At 37.7% G+C, this 20,402-nt stretch carries 16 protein-coding genes and 1 pseudogene; 6 read left to right on the plus strand and 11 right to left on the minus strand.

Annotated features, from left to right (window positions below):
• Positions 1 to 287 precede the first annotated feature (287 nt).
• From MT391_RS13835 to clcA, 5 genes are all read right to left on the minus strand, one after another.
• A complete protein-coding gene (locus tag MT391_RS13835) occupies positions 288 to 3,440 on the minus strand; it encodes an efflux RND transporter permease subunit (protein ID WP_499498600.1) in 3,153 nt (1,050 codons plus the stop codon).
• A gap of 5 nt (positions 3,441 to 3,445) precedes the next feature.
• Complete coding sequence (locus tag MT391_RS13840) at positions 3,446 to 4,615, minus strand: efflux RND transporter periplasmic adaptor subunit (RefSeq protein ID WP_166372984.1); 1,170 nt, start codon at positions 4,613 to 4,615, stop codon at positions 3,446 to 3,448.
• A 353-nt stretch (positions 4,616 to 4,968) separates the two neighbouring features.
• On the minus strand, positions 4,969 to 5,319 hold the full coding sequence (gene erpA, locus MT391_RS13845; RefSeq protein ID WP_028868371.1) for an iron-sulfur cluster insertion protein ErpA: 351 nt from the start codon (positions 5,317 to 5,319) through the stop codon (positions 4,969 to 4,971).
• A gap of 79 nt (positions 5,320 to 5,398) precedes the next feature.
• A complete protein-coding gene (locus MT391_RS13850) occupies positions 5,399 to 6,127 on the minus strand; it encodes a DUF6776 family protein (protein WP_499498602.1) in 729 nt (242 codons plus the stop codon).
• An 11-nt stretch (positions 6,128 to 6,138) separates the two neighbouring features.
• On the minus strand, positions 6,139 to 7,551 hold the full coding sequence (gene clcA / locus MT391_RS13855) for a H(+)/Cl(-) exchange transporter ClcA (protein ID WP_499442064.1): 1,413 nt from the start codon (positions 7,549 to 7,551) through the stop codon (positions 6,139 to 6,141).
• Positions 7,552 to 7,763: 212 nt separating this feature from the next.
• Here clcA and hemL point away from each other — a divergent pair, with 212 nt between their 5' ends.
• The 4 genes from hemL to rraB all read left to right on the plus strand — a co-directional run bounded on the left by hemL (position 7,764) and on the right by rraB (position 12,900).
• Entirely contained in the window at positions 7,764 to 9,041 is a 1,278-nt protein-coding gene (gene hemL, locus MT391_RS13860) for a glutamate-1-semialdehyde 2,1-aminomutase (protein ID WP_499498604.1), read from the plus strand.
• A gap of 396 nt (positions 9,042 to 9,437) precedes the next feature.
• Complete coding sequence (parC, locus tag MT391_RS13865; protein WP_166372988.1) at positions 9,438 to 11,717, plus strand: DNA topoisomerase IV subunit A; 2,280 nt, start codon at positions 9,438 to 9,440, stop codon at positions 11,715 to 11,717.
• A 3-nt stretch (positions 11,718 to 11,720) separates the two neighbouring features.
• Positions 11,721 to 12,464 (plus strand): 1-acylglycerol-3-phosphate O-acyltransferase, encoded by a 744-nt coding sequence (locus MT391_RS13870; protein ID WP_499498606.1) that lies wholly within the window; start codon positions 11,721 to 11,723, stop codon positions 12,462 to 12,464.
• A gap of 70 nt (positions 12,465 to 12,534) precedes the next feature.
• Complete coding sequence (rraB, locus tag MT391_RS13875) at positions 12,535 to 12,900, plus strand: ribonuclease E inhibitor RraB (protein ID WP_166372990.1); 366 nt, start codon at positions 12,535 to 12,537, stop codon at positions 12,898 to 12,900.
• A gap of 134 nt (positions 12,901 to 13,034) precedes the next feature.
• Here rraB and MT391_RS13880 read toward each other — a convergent pair whose 3' ends face one another.
• From MT391_RS13880 to MT391_RS13895, 4 genes and pseudogenes are all read right to left on the minus strand, one after another.
• A complete protein-coding gene (locus MT391_RS13880) occupies positions 13,035 to 13,442 on the minus strand; it encodes a DUF2750 domain-containing protein (RefSeq protein ID WP_499498608.1) in 408 nt (135 codons plus the stop codon).
• Positions 13,443 to 13,561: 119 nt separating this feature from the next.
• Positions 13,562 to 13,813 (minus strand): annotated as a pseudogene (gene ubiK / locus MT391_RS13885) (ubiquinone biosynthesis accessory factor UbiK); the annotation flags it as partial.
• A gap of 139 nt (positions 13,814 to 13,952) precedes the next feature.
• Positions 13,953 to 14,834, minus strand: coding sequence for an HTH-type transcriptional activator IlvY (gene ilvY, locus MT391_RS13890; RefSeq protein WP_499498610.1), 882 nt, complete (start codon positions 14,832 to 14,834; stop codon positions 13,953 to 13,955).
• A 109-nt stretch (positions 14,835 to 14,943) separates the two neighbouring features.
• Positions 14,944 to 15,813 carry a sulfurtransferase gene (locus MT391_RS13895; protein WP_299668342.1) on the minus strand — a complete coding sequence of 290 codons (870 nt, stop codon included), beginning with the start codon at positions 15,811 to 15,813 and terminating at the stop codon, positions 14,944 to 14,946.
• Positions 15,814 to 16,197: 384 nt separating this feature from the next.
• Here MT391_RS13895 and ilvC point away from each other — a divergent pair, with 384 nt between their 5' ends.
• Positions 16,198 to 17,679, plus strand: a complete 1,482-nt coding sequence (gene ilvC, locus MT391_RS13900) for a ketol-acid reductoisomerase (protein ID WP_028868380.1) — start codon at positions 16,198 to 16,200, stop codon at positions 17,677 to 17,679.
• 478 nt (positions 17,680 to 18,157) lie between these two features.
• Here ilvC and MT391_RS13905 read toward each other — a convergent pair whose 3' ends face one another.
• On the minus strand, positions 18,158 to 18,769 hold the full coding sequence (locus MT391_RS13905) for a MarC family protein (protein ID WP_499498612.1): 612 nt from the start codon (positions 18,767 to 18,769) through the stop codon (positions 18,158 to 18,160).
• A gap of 233 nt (positions 18,770 to 19,002) precedes the next feature.
• Here MT391_RS13905 and MT391_RS13910 point away from each other — a divergent pair, with 233 nt between their 5' ends.
• A complete protein-coding gene (locus tag MT391_RS13910; RefSeq protein WP_499498613.1) occupies positions 19,003 to 19,260 on the plus strand; it encodes a DUF2999 family protein in 258 nt (85 codons plus the stop codon).
• A 170-nt stretch (positions 19,261 to 19,430) separates the two neighbouring features.
• Here the strand turns inward: MT391_RS13910 and MT391_RS13915 are convergent, their stop codons facing one another.
• Positions 19,431 to 20,318, minus strand: a complete 888-nt coding sequence (locus tag MT391_RS13915) for a nuclear transport factor 2 family protein (RefSeq protein WP_499498614.1) — start codon at positions 20,316 to 20,318, stop codon at positions 19,431 to 19,433.
• Between the last annotated feature and the right edge of the window lie 84 nt (positions 20,319 to 20,402).

Raw genomic sequence — 20,402 nt, forward strand, 5'->3', positions numbered from 1 at the left:
TATATTTTGGTGTCACACTTTATAAAAATAACAGGCATTAAATAATGTTAACTTTTGAGTTAATTCCAATATAGAAATATCTAACTGAACCTCTGTAGTGAACAGTTTATATCTGTAGAGAAGTTACCCATCGTCCTCAAAACTGACAATAATACTATTTGATTAAGTACTAACTCTTTAATATCAAGAGGAAAAAAGGTCATAAAATGCGTCTTCGGCGTTACTTTTTATCATTCAATAAACAGCATAAATAAAAGCACACCTTTAATTTCAGCGCATGTTAAACATCATTCAGCAGAGTTGCAAGTGTTGTCAGCAGTGCTTTTATCTTTACCTTGTAAGCATTTTCTCCACCAAACGCCAACGTTTGCACCGAGCATTAATAAACAAGGCGTTAGAATTAAAGTTAATACCGTTGCAAAGGTTAAGCCACCCGCAATAGCAGTCGCCAATTGTGCCCACCATTGTGTTGATGGGGCGCCAAATTCAATGGTTTGATTAAAAAAGTCTAAGTTTACTTTCATCACCATCGGCATTAACCCTAAGATAGTCGTAAATGTCGTTAATAAAACAGGACGTATACGCTGCGCGCCAGTCATTAAAATAGCTTGTTTAGTCGCAATACCTTGTGCTTTTAATACGTTGTAAGTGTCAATCAAAACAATATTGTTATTTACCACAATCCCAGCTAGGGCGATCACACCGATCCCTGACATAACAATGCCAAAGGCACTTTGACTAATAAACAAACCAATAAACACACCTGCAGTGGAAAAAATAACCGCACTTAAAATTAAAAAGGCTTGATAGAAGGAGTTGAATTGTAATATTAAAATTAATGCCATTGCTGCCAGAGCAACCATAAATGCATTTTTTAGAAAAGCAGCCGCTTCTTCTTCATCTTCATTTTGCCCTCGTATTTTAAGTGAAATACGAGGATCGAGTTGTAAGCTAGGGAGTTGTTTTTCTAATTCAGGTAAGAGTAAGCTCAAGTTATAACCTGCTGCCATATCTGCACCTACCGTCATCACAATACGACTATCTACTTTTTGTATCGCCGATTTTTTAGCGACTGGGGTTAAGGCAACAAAATGGCTCACTGGTATATGACCCAAAGGGGTTTGTAGACGTAAATCGGCGAGTTTTCCTAAACTACGCTCCTGTTCAGGGTAACGCACTCGAATATCTAATTCATCATCAACATCATCGGGGCGATAAGAACCAAGCATTAAACCATTAGTTAAAAACTGTACACTACTACCTAATAATGTCGCATCTGCACCATAACGTGCGGCATCAGCTCGATTAATCTGAAACTGCCATTCCACGCCAGGCTTGGCACTGTCGTCTTCGATATTTACTAAATATGATTTTTGTAATAACGCATCGTGAATTTTGTCTGCAGCTTGCTGTAACAACTCAGGAAAGCGAGAACTAATTTCGATTTGTAAATCTTTACTTGAAGGCGGTCCCGCTTGATCTTTCTTTAACTCGATCTCTACTCCCGGTAAATCCTCAGTTCGGTTTTCAATATCACTTATAATTTGATTAGCCGCACGCCTGTCTTGCCAATCCTTTAAGTTAATACGCATGCTGCCAACGATTCCCTCCGTTGAATCTCCCGTTTTCACATATAACGTTTCTATTTCATCAGCTAGCGGCAGAATACGCTGTTCAATACGCTGCATAATTTGATCTTGTTCATCAATTGAAAAATCACCATAGGAGCGAACTTTGACATTGATACCATTGGGTTCAACTTGAGGAAAAAACTCAACGCCTAAATTAGATTGCTGGAATAAAAAAATGCCCGATGACGCAATTAATATTGCCGCCAATAAGACTAACCAAGGAAAATGAAGTGCTTGGTTTAATGTCTTAACATAACATCCAGTGAATCCAGAAAGCTTTAATAGTTCGCCTTCTTCTGCCATTTTTGCATTATGCTTTTCTTTTGCCGTTAATAGCCGAGTTTTACCAAAAACGCTGCCTAATACCGGAATAAAAATAAGAGCCATCAATAACGATGCGGTTAATGTTGCCATCAAGGTTAATGGCAAATACATCATGAATTCACCAGTCACACCAGGCCAGAATAATAAGGGTGAAAACGCGGCTAAAGTGGTGGCAGTGGAAGCTATAATTGGCCATGCCATACGTTGTGCGGCATCTAGATACGCTTTATGCTTAGCCACACCAGCACTCATTTCACGATCCGCAAATTCAGTGACCACTATCGCACCGTCAACCAACATACCGACAGCCATGATCAAAGCAAAAAGCACCACAATATTAACGGTAATGCCTGACCCCCATAACACTAAGATACCGGTTAAAAATGACCCTGGAATGGCAATTCCGACTAGTGCAGCACTGCGAATACCGAGTACCGCAATAATTACAATAACCACTAAAAGTACAGCACTGAGTACATTATTTTGTAAGTCATTGAGCATTATTTTTACATCTTTAGAACTGTCTCCGGCATAACTGACATGAATATTATTAGGTAACAGCTCTTGGCTCTCAGCCATCGTTTGTTTTACTTTCTCAACCGTTTCAATAATATTTTCGCCAGGTCTTTTAATAACCTCTAACGAAACAGTAGGTAAACCATTCACTCGCACAAATGAACTTGGGTCTTTAAAGGTACGACGGATTTTAGCGACATCGGCAAACGTGATCACACTATCACCCGTCACTTTTATTGGCATCGACATGACATCTTTTATGGTCGAAAACACAGAAGGTACTTTTATAGGAAAGCGCCCTTTCCCTGTATCCAGCACTCCCGCTGCAACTAAACGATTATTGCGTGAAACTAAATTATAAATGTCGTTCATATTAAGCTGGTAGCTTTCCATTAACAGTGGATCAATAAGAATTTCCACCATGTCTTCTCGGTCACCACCAATATTCACTTCTAAAATTTCAACAAAGCCTTCCAGCTTGTCTTGCATTAACCTAGCAATATTTATTAATGCCCTTTCAGACACACTCCCCGAGAGTAAAACCGTTAATGCCGGATTTTCTGTTGCAAGCGTTACTTGCTTAATAATCGGCTCTTCACTTTCCTGCGGTAGTTTTCCCTTTGCTTGATCAACTTTTTCGCGCACATCTATCAACGCCGCTTTTATATCAATATCGATATAAAACTCAAGTACAACGGAAGCATGCCCCGAGCTGGCGGTTGATTTCATTTCTTTAACACCTTCTAAACTCCGTAACTCTTGCTCTAGAGGTCTTAAAATAAGGCGTTCACCATCCTCAGGGGAAATTCCTTCATGCGTAATAGAAACATATATAACAGGGATTTTAACGTCGGGATCAGCTTCTTTGGGAATATTAATATAAGCATAAAGCCCGGATATCAGTAAGAATACAAGCAACATTAATACCGCACGTTTTCTAGATAATGCACCATGAATAATTGTTTTCATGGTGATTACTCCTGACTGCTAATAGACGTATTCTCGAGCGAAGATTTACTTTCTGACTTATTTGTCTCAAATTCAGCTTGATCCACCGCATCAACCTGATCGCCAACTTTAACAAAACCTTGTCCTAAGGTAATAATATCAACGTCGCCCTTAAAGCCTGATAACCAAACACCATCGTTATCAGTTTCAACTAAAGTAATACCTTGAAATCTAACTACACCATCTTGCACCAGTTTTACACCAAGGTTACCTTGTTCATCTAACGCCAATGCGGAAGGAGAAACATAGATTGCCTCAACTTGATATAAAGGAATGGCTAACTTAGCACTAATACCCGACAGTATTTTTTGTTCTGGATTAGGGAATTCAATTTCTACTCTAAAGGTACTACTATTACTATCTGCCATAGCGGCAATAAAGGAAATTTCCCCTTCTATTATCTCACCAGACAATAAGGTTGCCGTCACTGTTTTCCCTAACTTTAAATCATTCATATGATGCTCAGTGGCATCGCCTCTAATCACAATCGGATCCACATTTTCAAGGCGAAATATTGGGTCACCTACTTGTAAATAATCACCTAAATCAGAAAATTGTTGTTGCAAAATACCGTTAAAGGGAGCGACTACATTGGTACGTTTCAATGATAACTGTAATTGTGCGAGGTCCGTTTGCGCAGATAAAAACAGACTATTTTCTTCCGCAAGGCGAACACGCCCTTGCAAGCCTTTGTCATTTAATGATTTTACCGCTTTATAGGTGAGTTCTCGTTCAATCAAACTCGCTTTAGCTTGTTTTAATTTTGCCGGTAACTCACTCTGTTCAATATTAACAATACTTTTATTACGGTCTACATAATCACCTTTACGGCTGTTCATTCTGATTATTTTACCCGCGACTTCAGCGCGAATAATAGCACCACTATTAGCTTCGCTTTTTCCATAAAGCGTCAGGAATTTAGTGATTTTTTTAGTCTTAAAATGTGTTGTTTGCACTTTAGGCAGGTTTTTTTCTTGCTCATCAACCGTGGCTTGATTGCTGATAGGGGCATGATCTTCGCTATCTTCAGTTTTTGTATAAGCAGGCAGTAGCATCCAAACTAACAATATCAATACAATCGCTAGCGCAATCAGGTAGGGTCTTAAGGTAATAAAAGTAATAATGCGTGAGAACATAAGTTGCCCTAAAAAATAAATGACCGTATTAGGTTATCGCCAAGGCATTATGTTTACGCAGTAGATTTAAGTCATCAGCAATGAGTCCAATAAAAATAAGACTTTAGCACTTACTTTGATTAAATAGTCTGAGCTTGTACACAACAATTACAATACACAGAATTTAATAAAGAATGACGTATAGAGGATTGGTCTAAGAAGTTGAGGGGTTGATCTAGAGTTGGGAGTTTATATAGAGATATTAATGTTCACTAATAACAATAAAAGGATTTAATGCCCACTAATAACAATAAAGTGAGCATTGGCATTTTCAACGGTAGCGCTTGGCACCGAATAGTAGACCCGTAAAGAATTTAGATAGAGAATGAAGATCCACAACCACAAGTTGCTGTAGCATTCGGGTTATTAACTAAAAAACGAGAACCTTCTAAACCATCAACAAAATCCACTGTACCACCAACAAGATATTGCAAGCTCATAGGGTCAACAGATAAAGTAACACCACTATTCTCAATTAAAGTATCGTCATCATTTACTTTTTCATCAAAAGTGAAACCATATGAAAAACCAGAACAACCGCCGCCTGTGACATAAACACGTAATTTCAGATCAGGATTTTCCTCTTCTGCAATCAACGTTTTAACTCGATTTGCTGCGTTATCACTGAAATAAATCGGTAACGCTATTTCCACTTCGCTTGTCATTATAATTTTTAGTCCTATTAGTTTGCCCGAACCTATTATCTAATACCTGACTAATTTGTTCAAGTATAAGCGGAATGATTTATTCACTCTCTTCTTGAGTTTCTAATTCTTTAAGCGATGAACCACCATTTTCGATAAAATCTTTCCAGTCATAAATTTTTTCTACACGTTGAGAGCGACTCCAACGAGAACCTTTGGCATCAGCAGATACAAATATTTGCTCCACTTTTGCCTTTTTAGGTAACACAAATTCGCCTTTTAGCGTTTGGAAATATTTAAACTTAAATGCACCACTAAAATCTTTATCAAGCTCGCTCAACTTAATTGGTTTTGCAGTTCCCTCACTGTCATCGGCACCAGCAAAAGTAATATCTACATTTCCCGTTAAAACATGTCGCCCAGTTTGAGTTTGCATTAACACTAACTCATATGACCAATGATTTTTTTCTGCAGCCTTAGTGACGGTAAATGAATAAACATTTAACCCGCTTACAGAAAGACCAGGTGCAACCACTTGCTCATAAAAATATAATTTATTATTACTCGCATCTAGCGCTTGGTTCAGCGTTTTATTTTCAACGACTAATGTTTCATTAACTTGCTTTTCAGCGATAAAATCGGCTTGAATTAAACTTAACTGTTGGGTTAGCTCTTGATTTTCTGCATTTAGGCTGGCGGCATCTAACTCTAATAAATGAATACTATTGTATAAAATATCTTGTTTAAATTTGCCTACCATAAAACCAAAATATGCAAACAATAAGCTGATAATTAACCATTTAAAAAAGCTCTTTCTATAACCGCGCATACACGTCCTTCTTACTTATATTTGTCATTAATACGGAACATCGCTTTATCCGTTGTTTGTTGACGTTTGGCACGCATTGATAATTTCAATGTTCTTTCTAATAATTGAGTATAAATAGGACGTCCCCCTAACGTTTGAGCAACCATAGTGGCACCTAAACAAGTAACAATTAATGGTAAAATCATTTCATAATTACTGGTCATTTCTATTACCAATAAAATGCCAGTGATCGGCGCACGTACTGTTGCCGCAAATAACCCGCCCATTCCAGCAATCGCAAAAGCGCCAGGGTCAGTTATCAAGTCAGGAAATAATGCCTGTGCAATAACACCAAATAACATGCCAAATAAAGTACCTAACGCAAGCGTTGGTGCAAACACGCCGCCGGGAGCACCTGATCCAAAACTGATTAGGGTGGTAAATGTACGTAAAATAAATAAAATCAACAACCCACCAGCAAGGTATTGCCCGCCTTCAACATGCGGAATTAATTCAAGACCGCTGAATGCAATATCTGGTTCAACTACTGATAACGCACCAAATAATGCACCTAAAAACAAACCAATCGCCACAAAACGCCAACGCTGACTTTTATGAATAGATAAAAACATATCCTGTGTCGCTAAGATCATTTTATTAAAAAAGATACCAATTACACCAAAACAAAAACCTAAAATAAGGTAAAAACCTAGTGTATATAAATCAGGGTGAGAGTATTGAGTAACCGTTACAACGGCATCTTGATCAGTGAACAAGCGCATCACAATAGTCGCCATAACCGCACTCATGAATACACTCTTAGTAGAAGTTAGACTGTAATTGAATTGTGACCGCATCTCTTCAATAACAAACATGATGCCTGCTAAGGGGGCATTAAACGCGGCGGCTAAACCACCGGCAGCACCGGCAGCTAATAAAGCTTGAGCATCCACTTTATCCACTTTGAATAAATCTGAAATCATTCGACCAACATTAGCACCAAGCTGAACAGAAGGTCCTTCACGTCCTAATGCCATGCCACTACCTAAGGCCAGCAAACCGCCAAAAAACTTAACCGGTATGACACGCTTCCAACGTACTGGTCGCATCCCTTCCATCGCCCCTTCAATTTCAGGAATACCACTACCGCCGGCTTCAGGTGCAAAACGATGTGTGATGTAAAAAGCAGTTCCAGCCATTAAAGATGAGACAGGAATAGCAATCAACCATAATGGCAGACCGCTGTCACCATAGGTATGAATGAACTCAAGACGCATTTCTGATACCCAAACAATACCATGGTCAAACAATGCAGAGACAGTCCCCGCTATGATCCCAATAAAAATAGAAAGCCAAATTAATAGAGCACTGCTTTTTCTAGTGAAAAAACGGTCAATAAAACTTTTTAAGCCATTAATAAACAACGAGGGCAATGCTATTTTCATAAATGCAGTACAACCTAAAACGATAAAGTGAAGGAAAACTAATATAATAAAAAATAATGATTAAAATTACTTGATTGGTATCATGTTAACAAACATTTAGCCGATAAACCTCTGTTAAAAATCATTATCTACTCAGCTTTGCCAGTTGCATCTTCATTTATGATGGGTATATTGCAGTTTCTCTCAACTTAAAAATAATTAATGGGATGCTTATGAGCAAATCAACAGAACTATTTAACCGTGCACAATCTATTATTCCTGGTGGCGTTAATTCACCAGTTCGCGCATTTAATGGCGTTGGTGGCGGCCCGTTATTCATACAAAAAGCACAAGATGCTTACATCTATGATGTAGATGATAAACAATATATCGATTACGTGGGTTCATGGGGTCCAATGATTCTAGGGCATAACCACCCAGCGATTAAAAAAGCTGTGATTGATGCCGCTGAAAATGGACTTAGCTTTGGTGCGCCAACTGAAATTGAAATCATCATGGCAGAAAAAGTACAGCAGCTAGTACCATCTATGCAACAAGTTCGCATGGTAAGTTCAGGTACTGAAGCGACGATGAGTGCAATTCGTTTAGCTCGCGGATTTACAGGCCGAGATAAAATATTAAAATTTGAGGGTTGTTATCACGGCCATGCTGATTCTTTATTAGTCAAAGCCGGTTCTGGTGCATTAACTTTGGGTCAGCCAAGTTCACCGGGTATTCCAGCTGATTTTGCTAAACATACTTTAACGGCTACCTTTAACGATCTCGCTTCTGTTGAAGCATTATTTACAGAATATAAAGATCAAATATCTTGTATTATCGTTGAGCCAGTTGCAGGTAACATGAACTGTATTCCACCAGTACCAGGTTTCTTACAAGGGTTACGAGATATTTGTGACCAGCACAAAGCATTGTTGATTTTTGATGAAGTGATGACCGGCTTTCGTGTTGCTTTAGGTGGTGCTCAAGCGCTTTATAACATCAAACCAGATTTAACAACCTTAGGTAAAGTGATTGGCGGCGGCATGCCTGTCGGCGCATTTGGTGGTAGCCGTGAAGTGATGCAATTTATCGCACCTACTGGCCCTGTTTACCAAGCGGGTACATTATCAGGCAACCCAATAGCAATGCATGCAGGTTTAGCGTCATTAACGGCTTTAGATACTCCTGAATACGATCAATTAGCCATTAAAACCAAGCAACTTGCAGAAGGCATAAAGCAAGCCGCGGATGAAGAAGGTCTTGCACTTAGTATCAACTATGTTGGTGGTATGTATGGTTTATTCTTTACAGATGAGCCTAAAGTGACTAATTTCCAACAAGCTTGTGCATGTGATATTGAAAAATTCAAAAAATTCTTCCACTTGATGTTAGATCAAGGTATTTACCTTGCACCTTCTGCATTTGAAGCAGGGTTTTTATCATTAGCGCATACTGAGCAAGATATTAACAATACGATATTAGCGGCTAAAAAAGCATTTTCACAAATGTAAACATTATTACCTTCTTCAAAAGAGAAGGTTAAAGTGTATTACCGGCATAAGATTGCAAGCTAGACAGTCACTGTGATAGTGATTATTTAGCTTTTAACTTATTTCGCTTTACCTTGTTTCGCTTTTATTTTGATGCATACACCTTTTGATATTGCCCTTGTTATATGTATCCTACTACACCGAACCTTTATCAAATCACAGCACAACTTTCCTGCTATTTAATCTTTATTTTTAGCACCAAAACAATCCATTAAAGCTAACTGATTGTAATTTAGTCCTATAAGCGCAATTTTTTCCCACTTAATTCGCACAAATTCATTTCTATTTCAGTCTTAGAATGCAAGTGCTGTATACTCTCGCTTTATTTATTCAATATCAATGATAGGACCGTACAATATGAGTGATGTGTTAGACATGAGTTTAGAAGGCGTGGAGCAATTATCGCTCGCTAAATTTACTGAAGATGCTTATCTCAACTATTCCATGTATGTGATCATGGATCGTGCACTTCCGCATATCAGCGATGGTTTAAAACCCGTACAACGTCGTATTGTTTTCGCGATGTCTGAATTAGGTTTATCGGCTTTAGCAAAATATAAAAAATCAGCTCGTACCGTCGGTGACGTATTAGGTAAGTATCATCCCCATGGTGATAGTGCTTGTTATGAAGCAATGGTATTAATGGCACAACCCTTCTCTTATCGTTATCCGCTAATTGATGGCCAAGGTAACTGGGGAGCACCCGACGACCCTAAATCATTTGCGGCAATGCGTTATACCGAATCCCGTTTGTCTGCTTTTTCTGAGTTATTACTATCAGAAATTGGCCAAGGTACTACCGATTGGAAACCTAACTTTGATGGCACCTTAAAAGAGCCAGAGTTATTACCCGCTCGTTTACCGCATATTCTATTAAATGGCATCACAGGTATTGCCGTCGGTATGGCGACAGATATTCCGCCGCATAATGCACGAGAAGTGGCCGACGCTTGTTTACATTTGATTGATAATCCTAAAGCGTCTTTAGAAGATCTAATGCAATTTGTGCAAGGCCCTGATTATCCTACTGAAGCAGAAATAATCACACCGCGCAGTGAAATCGTTAATATTTATAAAACAGGACGAGGCAGTTTTAAAAGCCGAGCTGTGTACGTAGTAGAAAGTGGTGAAATCGTGGTCACTGCTTTGCCGCACCGAGTATCCGGCGGAAAAATATTAAAAGACATCGCTAAACAAATGCAGGATAAAAAGCTACCGATGGTCGCTGATTTACGCGATGAATCAGACCATGAAAATCCAACGCGCTTAGTGATCATTCCGCGCTCCAATAGAATCGATATTGAAGCCTTAATGAATCATCTTTTTGCTTCTACGGATTTAGAGGTCAGCCACAAAGTAAACCTTAACATGCTTGGATTAAACCAACGCCCAAGTGTTAAAGGCTTAGTCACGATTTTAAGTGAATGGTTAGTGTATCGTCGCAATACGGTTCGTCGTCGCTTACAACACCGTTTAGATAAAATACTTGCGCGTGTGCATATATTAGAAGGTTTATTAATTGCTTATCTTAATATTGATGAAGTGATTGAAATTATTCGTACCTATGATGATGCCAAAGCTGAGTTAATGTCTCGATACCAATTATCGGACACACAAGCGCATGCTATTTTAGAAATTAAATTACGCCAACTAGCCAAACTTGAAGAGATTCAAATTCGCGCTGAAATGGCCGAGCTATCTGAAGAGCAAAAGAAATTAGAGCAACTACTTAGCTCAGACAGACGTTTAAATACGCTAGTGAAAAAAGAGATCAAAGCGGATGCTGAGAAATACGGTGATGATCGACGCTCACCAATGGTTGAAAGGTTAGAAGCAAAAGCATTAACTGAAAAAGAATTAATGCCAAGTGAATCCGTCACCGTTGTATTATCAACACAGGGTTGGGTACGCAGTGCAAAAGGACATGATGTTGATCCGCAAGCCCTAAGTTTCAAAGCCGGTGACGAATATTTAACAAGTTGTCAGGGTAAAAGCAATCAAAGCTGTTTATTCATTGATACCACAGGGCGAGTTTACTCTTTAGATGCGCACTCATTACCGTCAGCTCGATCTCAGGGTGAACCATTAACGGGGCGTTTTAATCAAAATGAAAACGTGCCTTTTGCCTGTGTATTAATGGGAGATGATTCCGACCGCTATATTATCAGCAGTGACCATGGTTATGGATTTGTCGCTAATTTAAGTGATATTAATAGCCGTAATAAAAACGGTAAAGCATTAATCAACTTAACCACTAATGCTCATTTACTTGCGCCACAGAAATTATCAAATAACAAACTCGATTTATGCTTAACCATCAGTAATGAAGGTCGTATGTTAATTTTCCCAGTTGCAAGCTTACCAAGCTTGAGTAAGGGTAAAGGTAACAAGATGATAAACATCATGACAGCTAAAGCGACTAAACGAGAAGAGTTTGTTACTATGCTGAAAATTATCTCGCCAGAAAGTGCAGTCACCTTGCACGCAGGTAAACGTAAGCTTACTTTAAAGCCAAATGATTTAGCGCATTATCAAGGTGAACGTGGTCGTCGTGGTAATAAATTACCACGAGGTCTGCAACGCGTTGATAATGTTGAAGTCATTACATCTGAAGTTGAACAAGAAGAGAACCAATAAACTATGTTATTTATTATCAGAGCAATTTTAATTATTGTTGCCGTTATTTTAATGAGTATGTACTCACTCTTTTATTGTATTTTGAGTCCACGCAATCCTAAAAACACCTATCATTTTGCGATGTTATTTAGCAAAATGTCACGTTTAGTCGGATTAAAAGTGACTATTCGTGTGCCTGAAAGTGCTAAAAATAATGGCTCGGTTGTGTATATTGCAAATCATCAAAATAATTACGATATGGTGACAACAACAGGCGCAGTACAACCTGGTTCTGTAACCATCGGTAAAAAAAGTCTGGTATTGATTCCATTCTTTGGCATTATTTATTGGTTAACAGGTAATATCTTAATTGACCGTGATAATAAGGATAAATCTAAAAATACGATCACCGATGTAGTAGATCAAATGCGCGATAAAAATTTAGGCGTTTGGATTTTTCCTGAAGGCACTCGTAGCCGAGGCCGTGGTTTAATGCCATTTAAAATGGGGGCATTCCATACGGCGTTACAAGCCGGTGTAAATGTAGTACCAACGGTTGTCTCTAATACACATCAACAAGTTAACTTAAATCGTTGGGATAATGGCGAAGTGATTGTTGAAATGTTAGAGCCGATTGATATTACCCAATACAAAAAGCGTGAAATTCGTCGTCTCATGAATGATTCATACGACATCATGTTAGCAAAATACAAACAACTTAATAAAGAAGTGAATCGTCCAGATTCTAATAGTAACTGTTGTGATTAATTAAACTGTCTCTATTCATTGAAAAGCACCATGAATAGAGGTTGTAAACCTTGATATAGAAGAGATAAAAATGTCAGAAGAACTTACACACGAAGAATTATTAGCAGAATTAGCTGAAGAAACAGCAGACATTGTTGAAGCTATTTTAGAAGATGGCAGTAACCCTGATGCTGTTTATATGATAGAACATCACTTATCTTGTGATAACTTTGACGTATTAGAAAAAGCAGCGATTGCTTGTTTCAAAAAAGGTTATGAGGTAACTGACCCTGAGGAGCTAGAGTTAGAAGATGGCTCAATTATTCTTAGCTTTGATGTCGTTGTTGAAATGAATTTAGATGAAGAAGCTATTTTTGAAGACGTAGAAAAACTAGTCGCATTAGCTGAGTCATTTGATATTGATTATGATGGTTGGGGCACTTACCCTGAAGAATAAGGTTTAACTACCTTATTAAAATTGATAAAAAAACCAAGCGACGAGCTTGGTTTTTTATATTTTAGCCATTTATTTCAAAAAACAATCATTTTACAAAACACAATCTCTGCACAAAGAAACAATCGTTCTCAAAATCAAACTGCTTCTGTTGCTTCAGGTTCTACTTCAACGTCTGCATCATCAACTTGAAATTTTTCAATTAATGCATTTTTTAAGACCATTGCTTCAATCTCTAAACCACACAACTCTTCATCCCAGTTAACGCCCGCAAAAACTTGCTGTTTTTGCATGCCGTCTAACCATGATTCAAAGAAAACCTCTAAAGCAATAGGTTCAACTTTGTAGTTTGCCCACTCTTCTGATTTTAACTTCTCAGCCAAAGCGGCATCAGACCAAAATAAATAAACAGCACTGGCATCTTTGTTGTCATGTGCATGGCAATTTGCCCAGCCTAGCGTTTCATCAAATAAACCAAATAATTCATTGTTTGCAGCGACTTGTTCTACAAATAGTTCTGCACGTTTTAAATATTGTTCTTTCATTTGATTCCTACTTACGCTTGTTCGTTGTTTTGTGAAACATTTTTTGAAAGGTTTGTTGAATTCTTTTCTGACTGACTTTCTGTTTCGCTTTGTGGCTGACTTTGAGCTGCATTAGGTGCTTTATTCTGCTCTAACTTAGCTTCTAATTGTGCAAATTTCTCTTCCATTTGGTTGAGTTTTTCACGAGTGCGCAATAGTACATGTGTTTGCACATCAAACTCTTCGCGGCTAACCATGTCTAACTTGCCTAGTTGAGCTTGTAATACTTGCTTCACTTTTCGGTCAATTTCATTACCAAAGCTTTTTACACCTTCAGGCATTGCATCACTGACTTGCTTTGCTATTTCTTCTAATTTCTGTGGATTAAACATAAAAAGCTCCTTAATATTTAACCGCTATTGTAAACCCCAGTCCATTTAATTTCTATGGGAATATCCGGCATTGCTTATTTTTTGACAAGTAGAGGAGCAATAATCAATTGCCACAATCTATAAATTTGATGCTCTCTGTTTAACTTTCAACACAATTCAAAAAAGCATCAATCAAGGGTTCAGATAAACGAGTTTTGTAACAGCAAACACCCAAATTAAAAGACGCGATTTCCCCAATCCCAGACAAGCTTTGTACACGGTATCGGACAGGACTATTTTCCACAACAACATCCGGGACAATTCCCACTCCACAACCTAAAGCCACCATGCTGATCAAGGCTTCATGGCCTGCTACTTTTGCATATATTTGTGGTTTACCTGATTTTAGTGATCGGAACCAAGTATCGAAACGACGACGTATTGGGCCATGCTCAGGTAAAATAAAGGGGATATTTTTCCAGTCCATCGACGATTGTTTGATCATTTGAGTCACTGCGCAAGGTATGGTCGGAGCGACAATCGATAAAGGAATTTCAGCTAATTGGCTAAAATGTAAACGTGCGGGAAAGTTATCGGGAAAAGCCGTGATCGCAAAATCGACTTGGTGCTGCATTACTTGCTCAATCGCGACGGCACTATCACCCGTAGATAGTTTAATATCGACATTAGGATGAATACGCCTAAATCGTTCTAGAATAGGAGGAAGATGGCTATAGGCAGCGGTAACCGAGCAGTATAAATTAATTTCACCTTCTAATTCATTCGTACCTTTAGTGATTGAATGCTTAAGCAGTTCCCATTGCTCTATTTGTTGAGTGGCAAACTGTTTAAAAGCCACGCCCGCTTCAGTTAATAACACTGATCGATTATCGCGTATTAACAAGCTACAACCAAGTTCGTCTTCCAAACGTTGAATAAGTCGGCTTAAAGTAGACGGACTCACGTGCATGGCTAACGCGGTTTTTGAAAAATGTAAGCTTTGACTTAAATGGACAAACGTTTGCAATGACTTAATATCCATTTAAAGTGCCCCATTTATTTTATTTAGCATTCTTTTATTTGGTATTATGATTTTCACACTATGGTCTTCGTATTATGGTTTTACTCTGTTGCGTGACTTTTTAAAAAAGCTAATCTGTCACTTTTTGCACAACAGGTAAATTGTCATTTGCGCCCCACTCACTCCATGATCCGTCATAAACACTTAATGCATCATAACCTGCAATTTTAGCGGCTAAAGCAAGAATACAAGCAGTCACACCGGAGCCACAACTGAATACCAAGCGTTGTTTTTGCGGCATTAAAGCCTCAAATACTTGCGCCAATTGGTAAGCACTTTTCATGGTTTTATTATTCAATATTTCTTCAATCGGTAAATTTATTGCTGATGGCATATGCCCTGAACGTAATCCAGGTCTAAATTCAAGCTCTTCGCCTAAAAAGCGGGCTTTAGGTCTGGCATCAATAATCGATACCCCTTGTTTATCAATAGCATCATGTACCTGTTCTTTATTGCTGATTAATTCAGGTTGATAGATTGCTTTAAAATCACCTTGTTGATACCCATCAATACTAGGTGGTTGATTATCCACGCTCAATCCTGCTTCTTTCCAAGCTGGCAAACCACCATCTAATACGGCAATATTATTAAACCCCATCGCTTTAAACATCCACCACACTCTTGGACTGGAGAAAATACCAACACTGTCATACACCACAATCGCATGGTCATTATTAATACCCAATAATTGTGCTGACAATTCAAAATGCTGTGCAGTCGGCATCATATGAGGTAATGCACTTTTTTTATCACACACTTCGCGGTCAAAATCAAAAAAACGAGAATTATCAATACGTTCAGTCAACCACTCTTGATAACCGTTGCGCATTGTCATCGGCATATGCCAGCTTGCATCTAACAAAATCAAGTTTGTATGGTGCAAGTGTTCAGCCAACCATTCGATCGATACCAAGTCACTCGGCAATACCAGTGAAGACATAAAAATTCCTTTTAAGACAACAAGATAAGAAAGTGTAAACGTTAACAATTACTAATTATAAAGCAACCTATACAAATCAACAATAACTCTACAAGGGTTCAACATACCGTATTGTTAAATTGGGTGTGATAAAAAAGTAATGCTTTTTCTATAAATGCAATAATAACGGCAGTATATTTCATTTATTGCAACATGACATTGCTAATATATCATTTTGCGCAATATTACTTATACGTTATAGTGACCACCGAAATGTAAACAACGTTCAATATTAAACGTTATATATAATTGTATTAAGTATTAGATCTAAGTTTTCAGTAAAAATAGAACACTTAAAGATTACAATTAATTTACCCCTATTAATTTATTTTGGAGCTCAGCTAAATGGCTAACTACTTTAACACTCTTCCTCTACGTGAGAAGTTACATCAACTAGGTCAATGTCGTTTTATGGATCGCAGCGAATTTGCTGAAGGAAGTGAAGCATTAAAAGGCAAAAAAGTAGTTATCATCGGTTGTGGTGCACAAGGTTTAAACCAAGGTTTAAACATGCGTGATTCAGGCCTTGACGTTTCTTACACTTTACGTGCTGCAGCTATCGCTGAAAAACGTCAATCATGGAAAAATGCTACGGAAAATGGTTTCACAGTAGGTACTTACGAAGAACTCATTCCACAAGCTGACTTGCTATGTAACTTAACACCTGATAAACAGCATACAGCGGTAGTCGGTGCGGTTATGCCTCTTATGAAAGAAGGCGCTACACTAGCTTACTCACACGGTTTTAATATTGTTGAAGAAGGTATGCAAGTACGTGAAGATATCACTGTCATCATGTGTGCACCTAAATGTCCTGGTTCTGAAGTGCGTGAAGAATACAAACGTGGTTTCGGTGTTCCAACACTAATCGCTGTTCACCCAGCAAATGATCCACAGGGTCACGGCCTTGCATGGGCTAAAGCATACGCATCTGCTACAGGTGGTGATCGTGCTGGTGTTCTTATGTCTTCTTTTGTTGCTGAAGTTAAATCTGACCTGATGGGTGAGCAAACTATCCTTTGTGGTATGTTACAAACTGGCGCAATCTTAGGTTACGAAAAAATGGTTGCTGATGGTCTTGAGCCAGCATACGCTTCTAAACTAATTCAATACGGTTGGGAAACAGTAACTGAAGGCCTTAAATACGGCGGCATCACTAACATGATGGATCGTCTATCTAACCCTGCTAAAATCAAAGCGTTTGATATGTCTTTACAACTTAAAGATATCCTACGTCCACTATTCAACAAGCACATGGATGACATCATTGAAGGCGAATTCTCTGCAACTATGATGGCTGACTGGGCTAACGATGACGTTAACCTACTTAAATGGCGTGCAGCAACAGCTGAAACTGGTTTCGAAAAACAACCAGCTGGTGACATGGAAATCGGTGAGCAAGAGTTCTACGACCACGGTATCTTCTTAGTTGCAATGATCAAAGCAGGTGTTGAGCTAGCATTTGAAGCGATGACTGCATCAGGTATCATCGAAGAGTCTGCATATTACGAGTCTCTACATGAAACACCACTTATTGCTAACACTATCGCTCGTAAGAAACTTTACGAAATGAACGTTGTTATCTCTGATACAGCGGAATACGGTTGTTACCTGTTTGATCACGCTGCAAAACCACTACTTGCAGACTTCGTTAAAGCAATGAGCCCACAATACCTAGGTTCAGCACTTGAAGTTAAGTCTAACTCTGTTGATAACGCGCGTTTAATCGAAATCAATGAAGAAATTCGTAGCCATCCAGTAGAAATCGTAGGTAAGAAACTACGTGGTTACATGAAAGACATGAAAACAATCGTTGAAGCTTCTTAATTATTAGTTAAGAATTAACTAAATAAGTTTTCTATTTAAGCCAAGCATTTGCTTGGCTTTTTTATGTCTTCTGAAAAGTAAGAAACTACGTGGCGTTATGAAAACACGAAACACATGAAACACATGAAAAAAATCGTTGAAGCTTCTTAATTAATAGCTAACTAAATAAGTTTTCTATTTAAGCCAAGCATTTGCTTGGCTTTTTTGTACCTTCTGAAAAATAAGAAACTAAGTGACGTTATGAAAACACGAAAGACATGAAAACTATCGTAGAAGCTTCTCTTAATTCTGAGGTGATAATTAGTTAATAGTTAACTAAATAATTTTTCTATTTAAGCTAATCATTTGCTTGGCTTTTTTATGTTTTCTGAAAAGTAAGAAACTACGTGGCGTTATGAAAACACGAAACACATGAAAACAATCGTTGAATATTTTTAACATTTAAATTCGTTACGTCTTAAAAAGAAACGAGGGTGTGTTATGCGAATGTCGGTAATAACGAGCGTATACCATCAATAAACATCTGTACTGACATGATCAGTAGTAACATGCCCATTAACCTTTCTAACGCTTTTAGGCCTTTGGTTTTTAGAATCTTATAAAGTTGTGTCGAGAATAATAAAACCATGGCCGATAACAACCAAGCTAATAATAATGAAGCAAATAATTCACTGGTATGCTCCGCATTAGTTTTAGCTAATACTAACAATGTTGCTAATGCGGCGGGTCCGGCAATCATTGGCATTGCAATCGGAACGACTAAGGGTTCATCTCCTTTTGTCGTAGCAAATAGATCTGTGCCATCGGAGTTAGGAAAAATCATTTTCAAAGCAATTACAAAGAAAATAATTCCACCAGCAATCGTTATTGCCTCTGTTTGAAGGTGAAATAAACTTAAAAAGTGCTCTCCAAAAAACAGGAAAATAAGTAATATAACTAAACCAATCACCATCTCTCTAACAATTATTGTTGCATGCCTTTTCTTATCTATATTTTTTAAAATACTTAATAATAAAGGTACATTGCCTAATGGATCGAGTATAAAAAATAATAAAATAGCAGTAGAAAAAATCGGAAATGAATTTTCCATAGAAAAGCACCTTATGCATTAATAAATGAGAGAATTAAATGCTGGTTATTGTAGGGGGTTAAATATAGAGAGCAATGTGTTTATAGTGCTTACTAGTCAATAAGCAATTAACTAATCATCAGTAAATAAGTAAACCAAGTAATGAGCCTTCGCATTATGTATTGTTAATAGCGCATACAAGCCATATAATTTAATCAATACGCTTACCCATAATGTAAAATACAAGGTTATCAATGAATCCAATTATTGCAATTTTAAAAGAGCACAACGTAAGTGATGAAAAAGTAAAATCACTTTTTGAAGCATTAACTCAAAATCCTATGATGGCACTCAGCCTTGTGCAGGAACTAGGTATTCCCCCAGAACAATTAAAGCAGTTGATGGGGACAATAATGACTCAACCTCATTTAATTAAAGAAGCAACAGATGAACTAGGTTTAGACTTTGCAAAAGTACAAGAAGCAAAAGACAAATTAAATAATCCAATTTAATTTAATCCAGTTTAATTTAATCCAGCTTAATTATCAGCTAAAAGATAGGCGCCTGTCATTAGAGTGTTTCAAAGCATTGTTACTTAAAAGCTAAAAAATGCCGTTCAACTTGTGTGAGCGGCATTAAATAAGACCCTGTAAATAATTAAGAGGGTAAACTCGCAAGTAAATTAAAAACCGAATTTTCCGTTATTATTTTTCCATTCTGATTCAGCAGGGATATTTTCAATGGTATCCCAATGCTCTACAATTTTACCGTTTTCTACACGAAATAAATCATAAAATGAAACGTGCTTATTCATAAAAGTACCTTCATTGATCGATAGAACAAAGTTACCTTCCCCTAAAATCATATGATTTTTAGTCACAATCATTGGCATATTCATTTTCGCAAGTTCGCCTAACGCGTTACCTAGCCCACTTAAATCATCAGCTATTGCAGGGTTATGTTGAATATATCCCCCTTTTTTAGGGCTAATAAAATCACCAATTTTAGCCATATCACCATTAATTAAAATTGCATTAACAAAATTACTCACTAGCGCTTTATTTTTTGCTGTTTTATCTATATCAGTTACTTTAGTGGGTCCATCAAGTTGCGAACGACCACTAGGGTTGACAGGAGCAATGGCTTGTAAGTTATCCCAATGCTCGGTAATTTTTCCATCTTCAAATTTGAATATATCAAATCCAACCTTAGGACCAAAAAAATTATACTCGGTATGTGTGACGGTGTAAGCACCATCGGCAAATGCACGTTTAACTTGTGCTTTTGCACTACCTTTAGGTAATTGATGGAGCACTTCACCAAAACCTGCTAAGCCATCTTTTACCGCTAAGTTATGTTGAACATATTTATTAGGATTAATGTAATTAATCGCTTTAACATCACCAGTTTCTATACTTGAAATAACCGCAACGGCTTTTTCTTTATTGCTCAGTGTTGCGTCTGTCTCAAGCGGATTATTTACCGCTGCACAGGCACTTAAGCTAAGTACTGCAGTGGCTAATATGCCGCGTGAAAGTATTGAAATTTTATTATTGTTTAGCATAGTCATTATGAACGCCCTTTTGTGGTCAATGCTTTAAATTATTCATTGCTAATGAATAATGCTTGTTGGTTATGCTGAATATGACAACAT

Source organism: Vibrio sp. 1-Bac 57 (genome assembly GCF_037546855.1).
Lineage (GTDB): Bacteria > Pseudomonadota > Gammaproteobacteria > Enterobacterales > Psychromonadaceae > Psychromonas.

Coding starts and splice junctions, on each gene's coding strand:
- MT391_RS13835 (WP_499498600.1), bottom strand. CDS start 3,440: ATGAAAACAATTATTCATGGTGCATTATCTAGAAAACGTGCGGTATTA.
- MT391_RS13840 (WP_166372984.1), bottom strand. CDS start 4,615: ATGTTCTCACGCATTATTACTTTTATTACCTTAAGACCCTACCTGATT.
- erpA (WP_028868371.1), bottom strand. CDS start 5,319: ATGACAAGCGAAGTGGAAATAGCGTTACCGATTTATTTCAGTGATAAC.
- MT391_RS13850 (WP_499498602.1), bottom strand. CDS start 6,127: ATGCGCGGTTATAGAAAGAGCTTTTTTAAATGGTTAATTATCAGCTTA.
- clcA (WP_499442064.1), bottom strand. CDS start 7,551: ATGAAAATAGCATTGCCCTCGTTGTTTATTAATGGCTTAAAAAGTTTT.
- hemL (WP_499498604.1), top strand. CDS start 7,764: ATGAGCAAATCAACAGAACTATTTAACCGTGCACAATCTATTATTCCT.
- parC (WP_166372988.1), top strand. CDS start 9,438: ATGAGTGATGTGTTAGACATGAGTTTAGAAGGCGTGGAGCAATTATCG.
- MT391_RS13870 (WP_499498606.1), top strand. CDS start 11,721: ATGTTATTTATTATCAGAGCAATTTTAATTATTGTTGCCGTTATTTTA.
- rraB (WP_166372990.1), top strand. CDS start 12,535: ATGTCAGAAGAACTTACACACGAAGAATTATTAGCAGAATTAGCTGAA.
- MT391_RS13880 (WP_499498608.1), bottom strand. CDS start 13,442: ATGAAAGAACAATATTTAAAACGTGCAGAACTATTTGTAGAACAAGTC.
- ilvY (WP_499498610.1), bottom strand. CDS start 14,834: ATGGATATTAAGTCATTGCAAACGTTTGTCCATTTAAGTCAAAGCTTA.
- MT391_RS13895 (WP_299668342.1), bottom strand. CDS start 15,813: ATGTCTTCACTGGTATTGCCGAGTGACTTGGTATCGATCGAATGGTTG.
- ilvC (WP_028868380.1), top strand. CDS start 16,198: ATGGCTAACTACTTTAACACTCTTCCTCTACGTGAGAAGTTACATCAA.
- MT391_RS13905 (WP_499498612.1), bottom strand. CDS start 18,769: ATGGAAAATTCATTTCCGATTTTTTCTACTGCTATTTTATTATTTTTT.
- MT391_RS13910 (WP_499498613.1), top strand. CDS start 19,003: ATGAATCCAATTATTGCAATTTTAAAAGAGCACAACGTAAGTGATGAA.
- MT391_RS13915 (WP_499498614.1), bottom strand. CDS start 20,318: ATGACTATGCTAAACAATAATAAAATTTCAATACTTTCACGCGGCATA.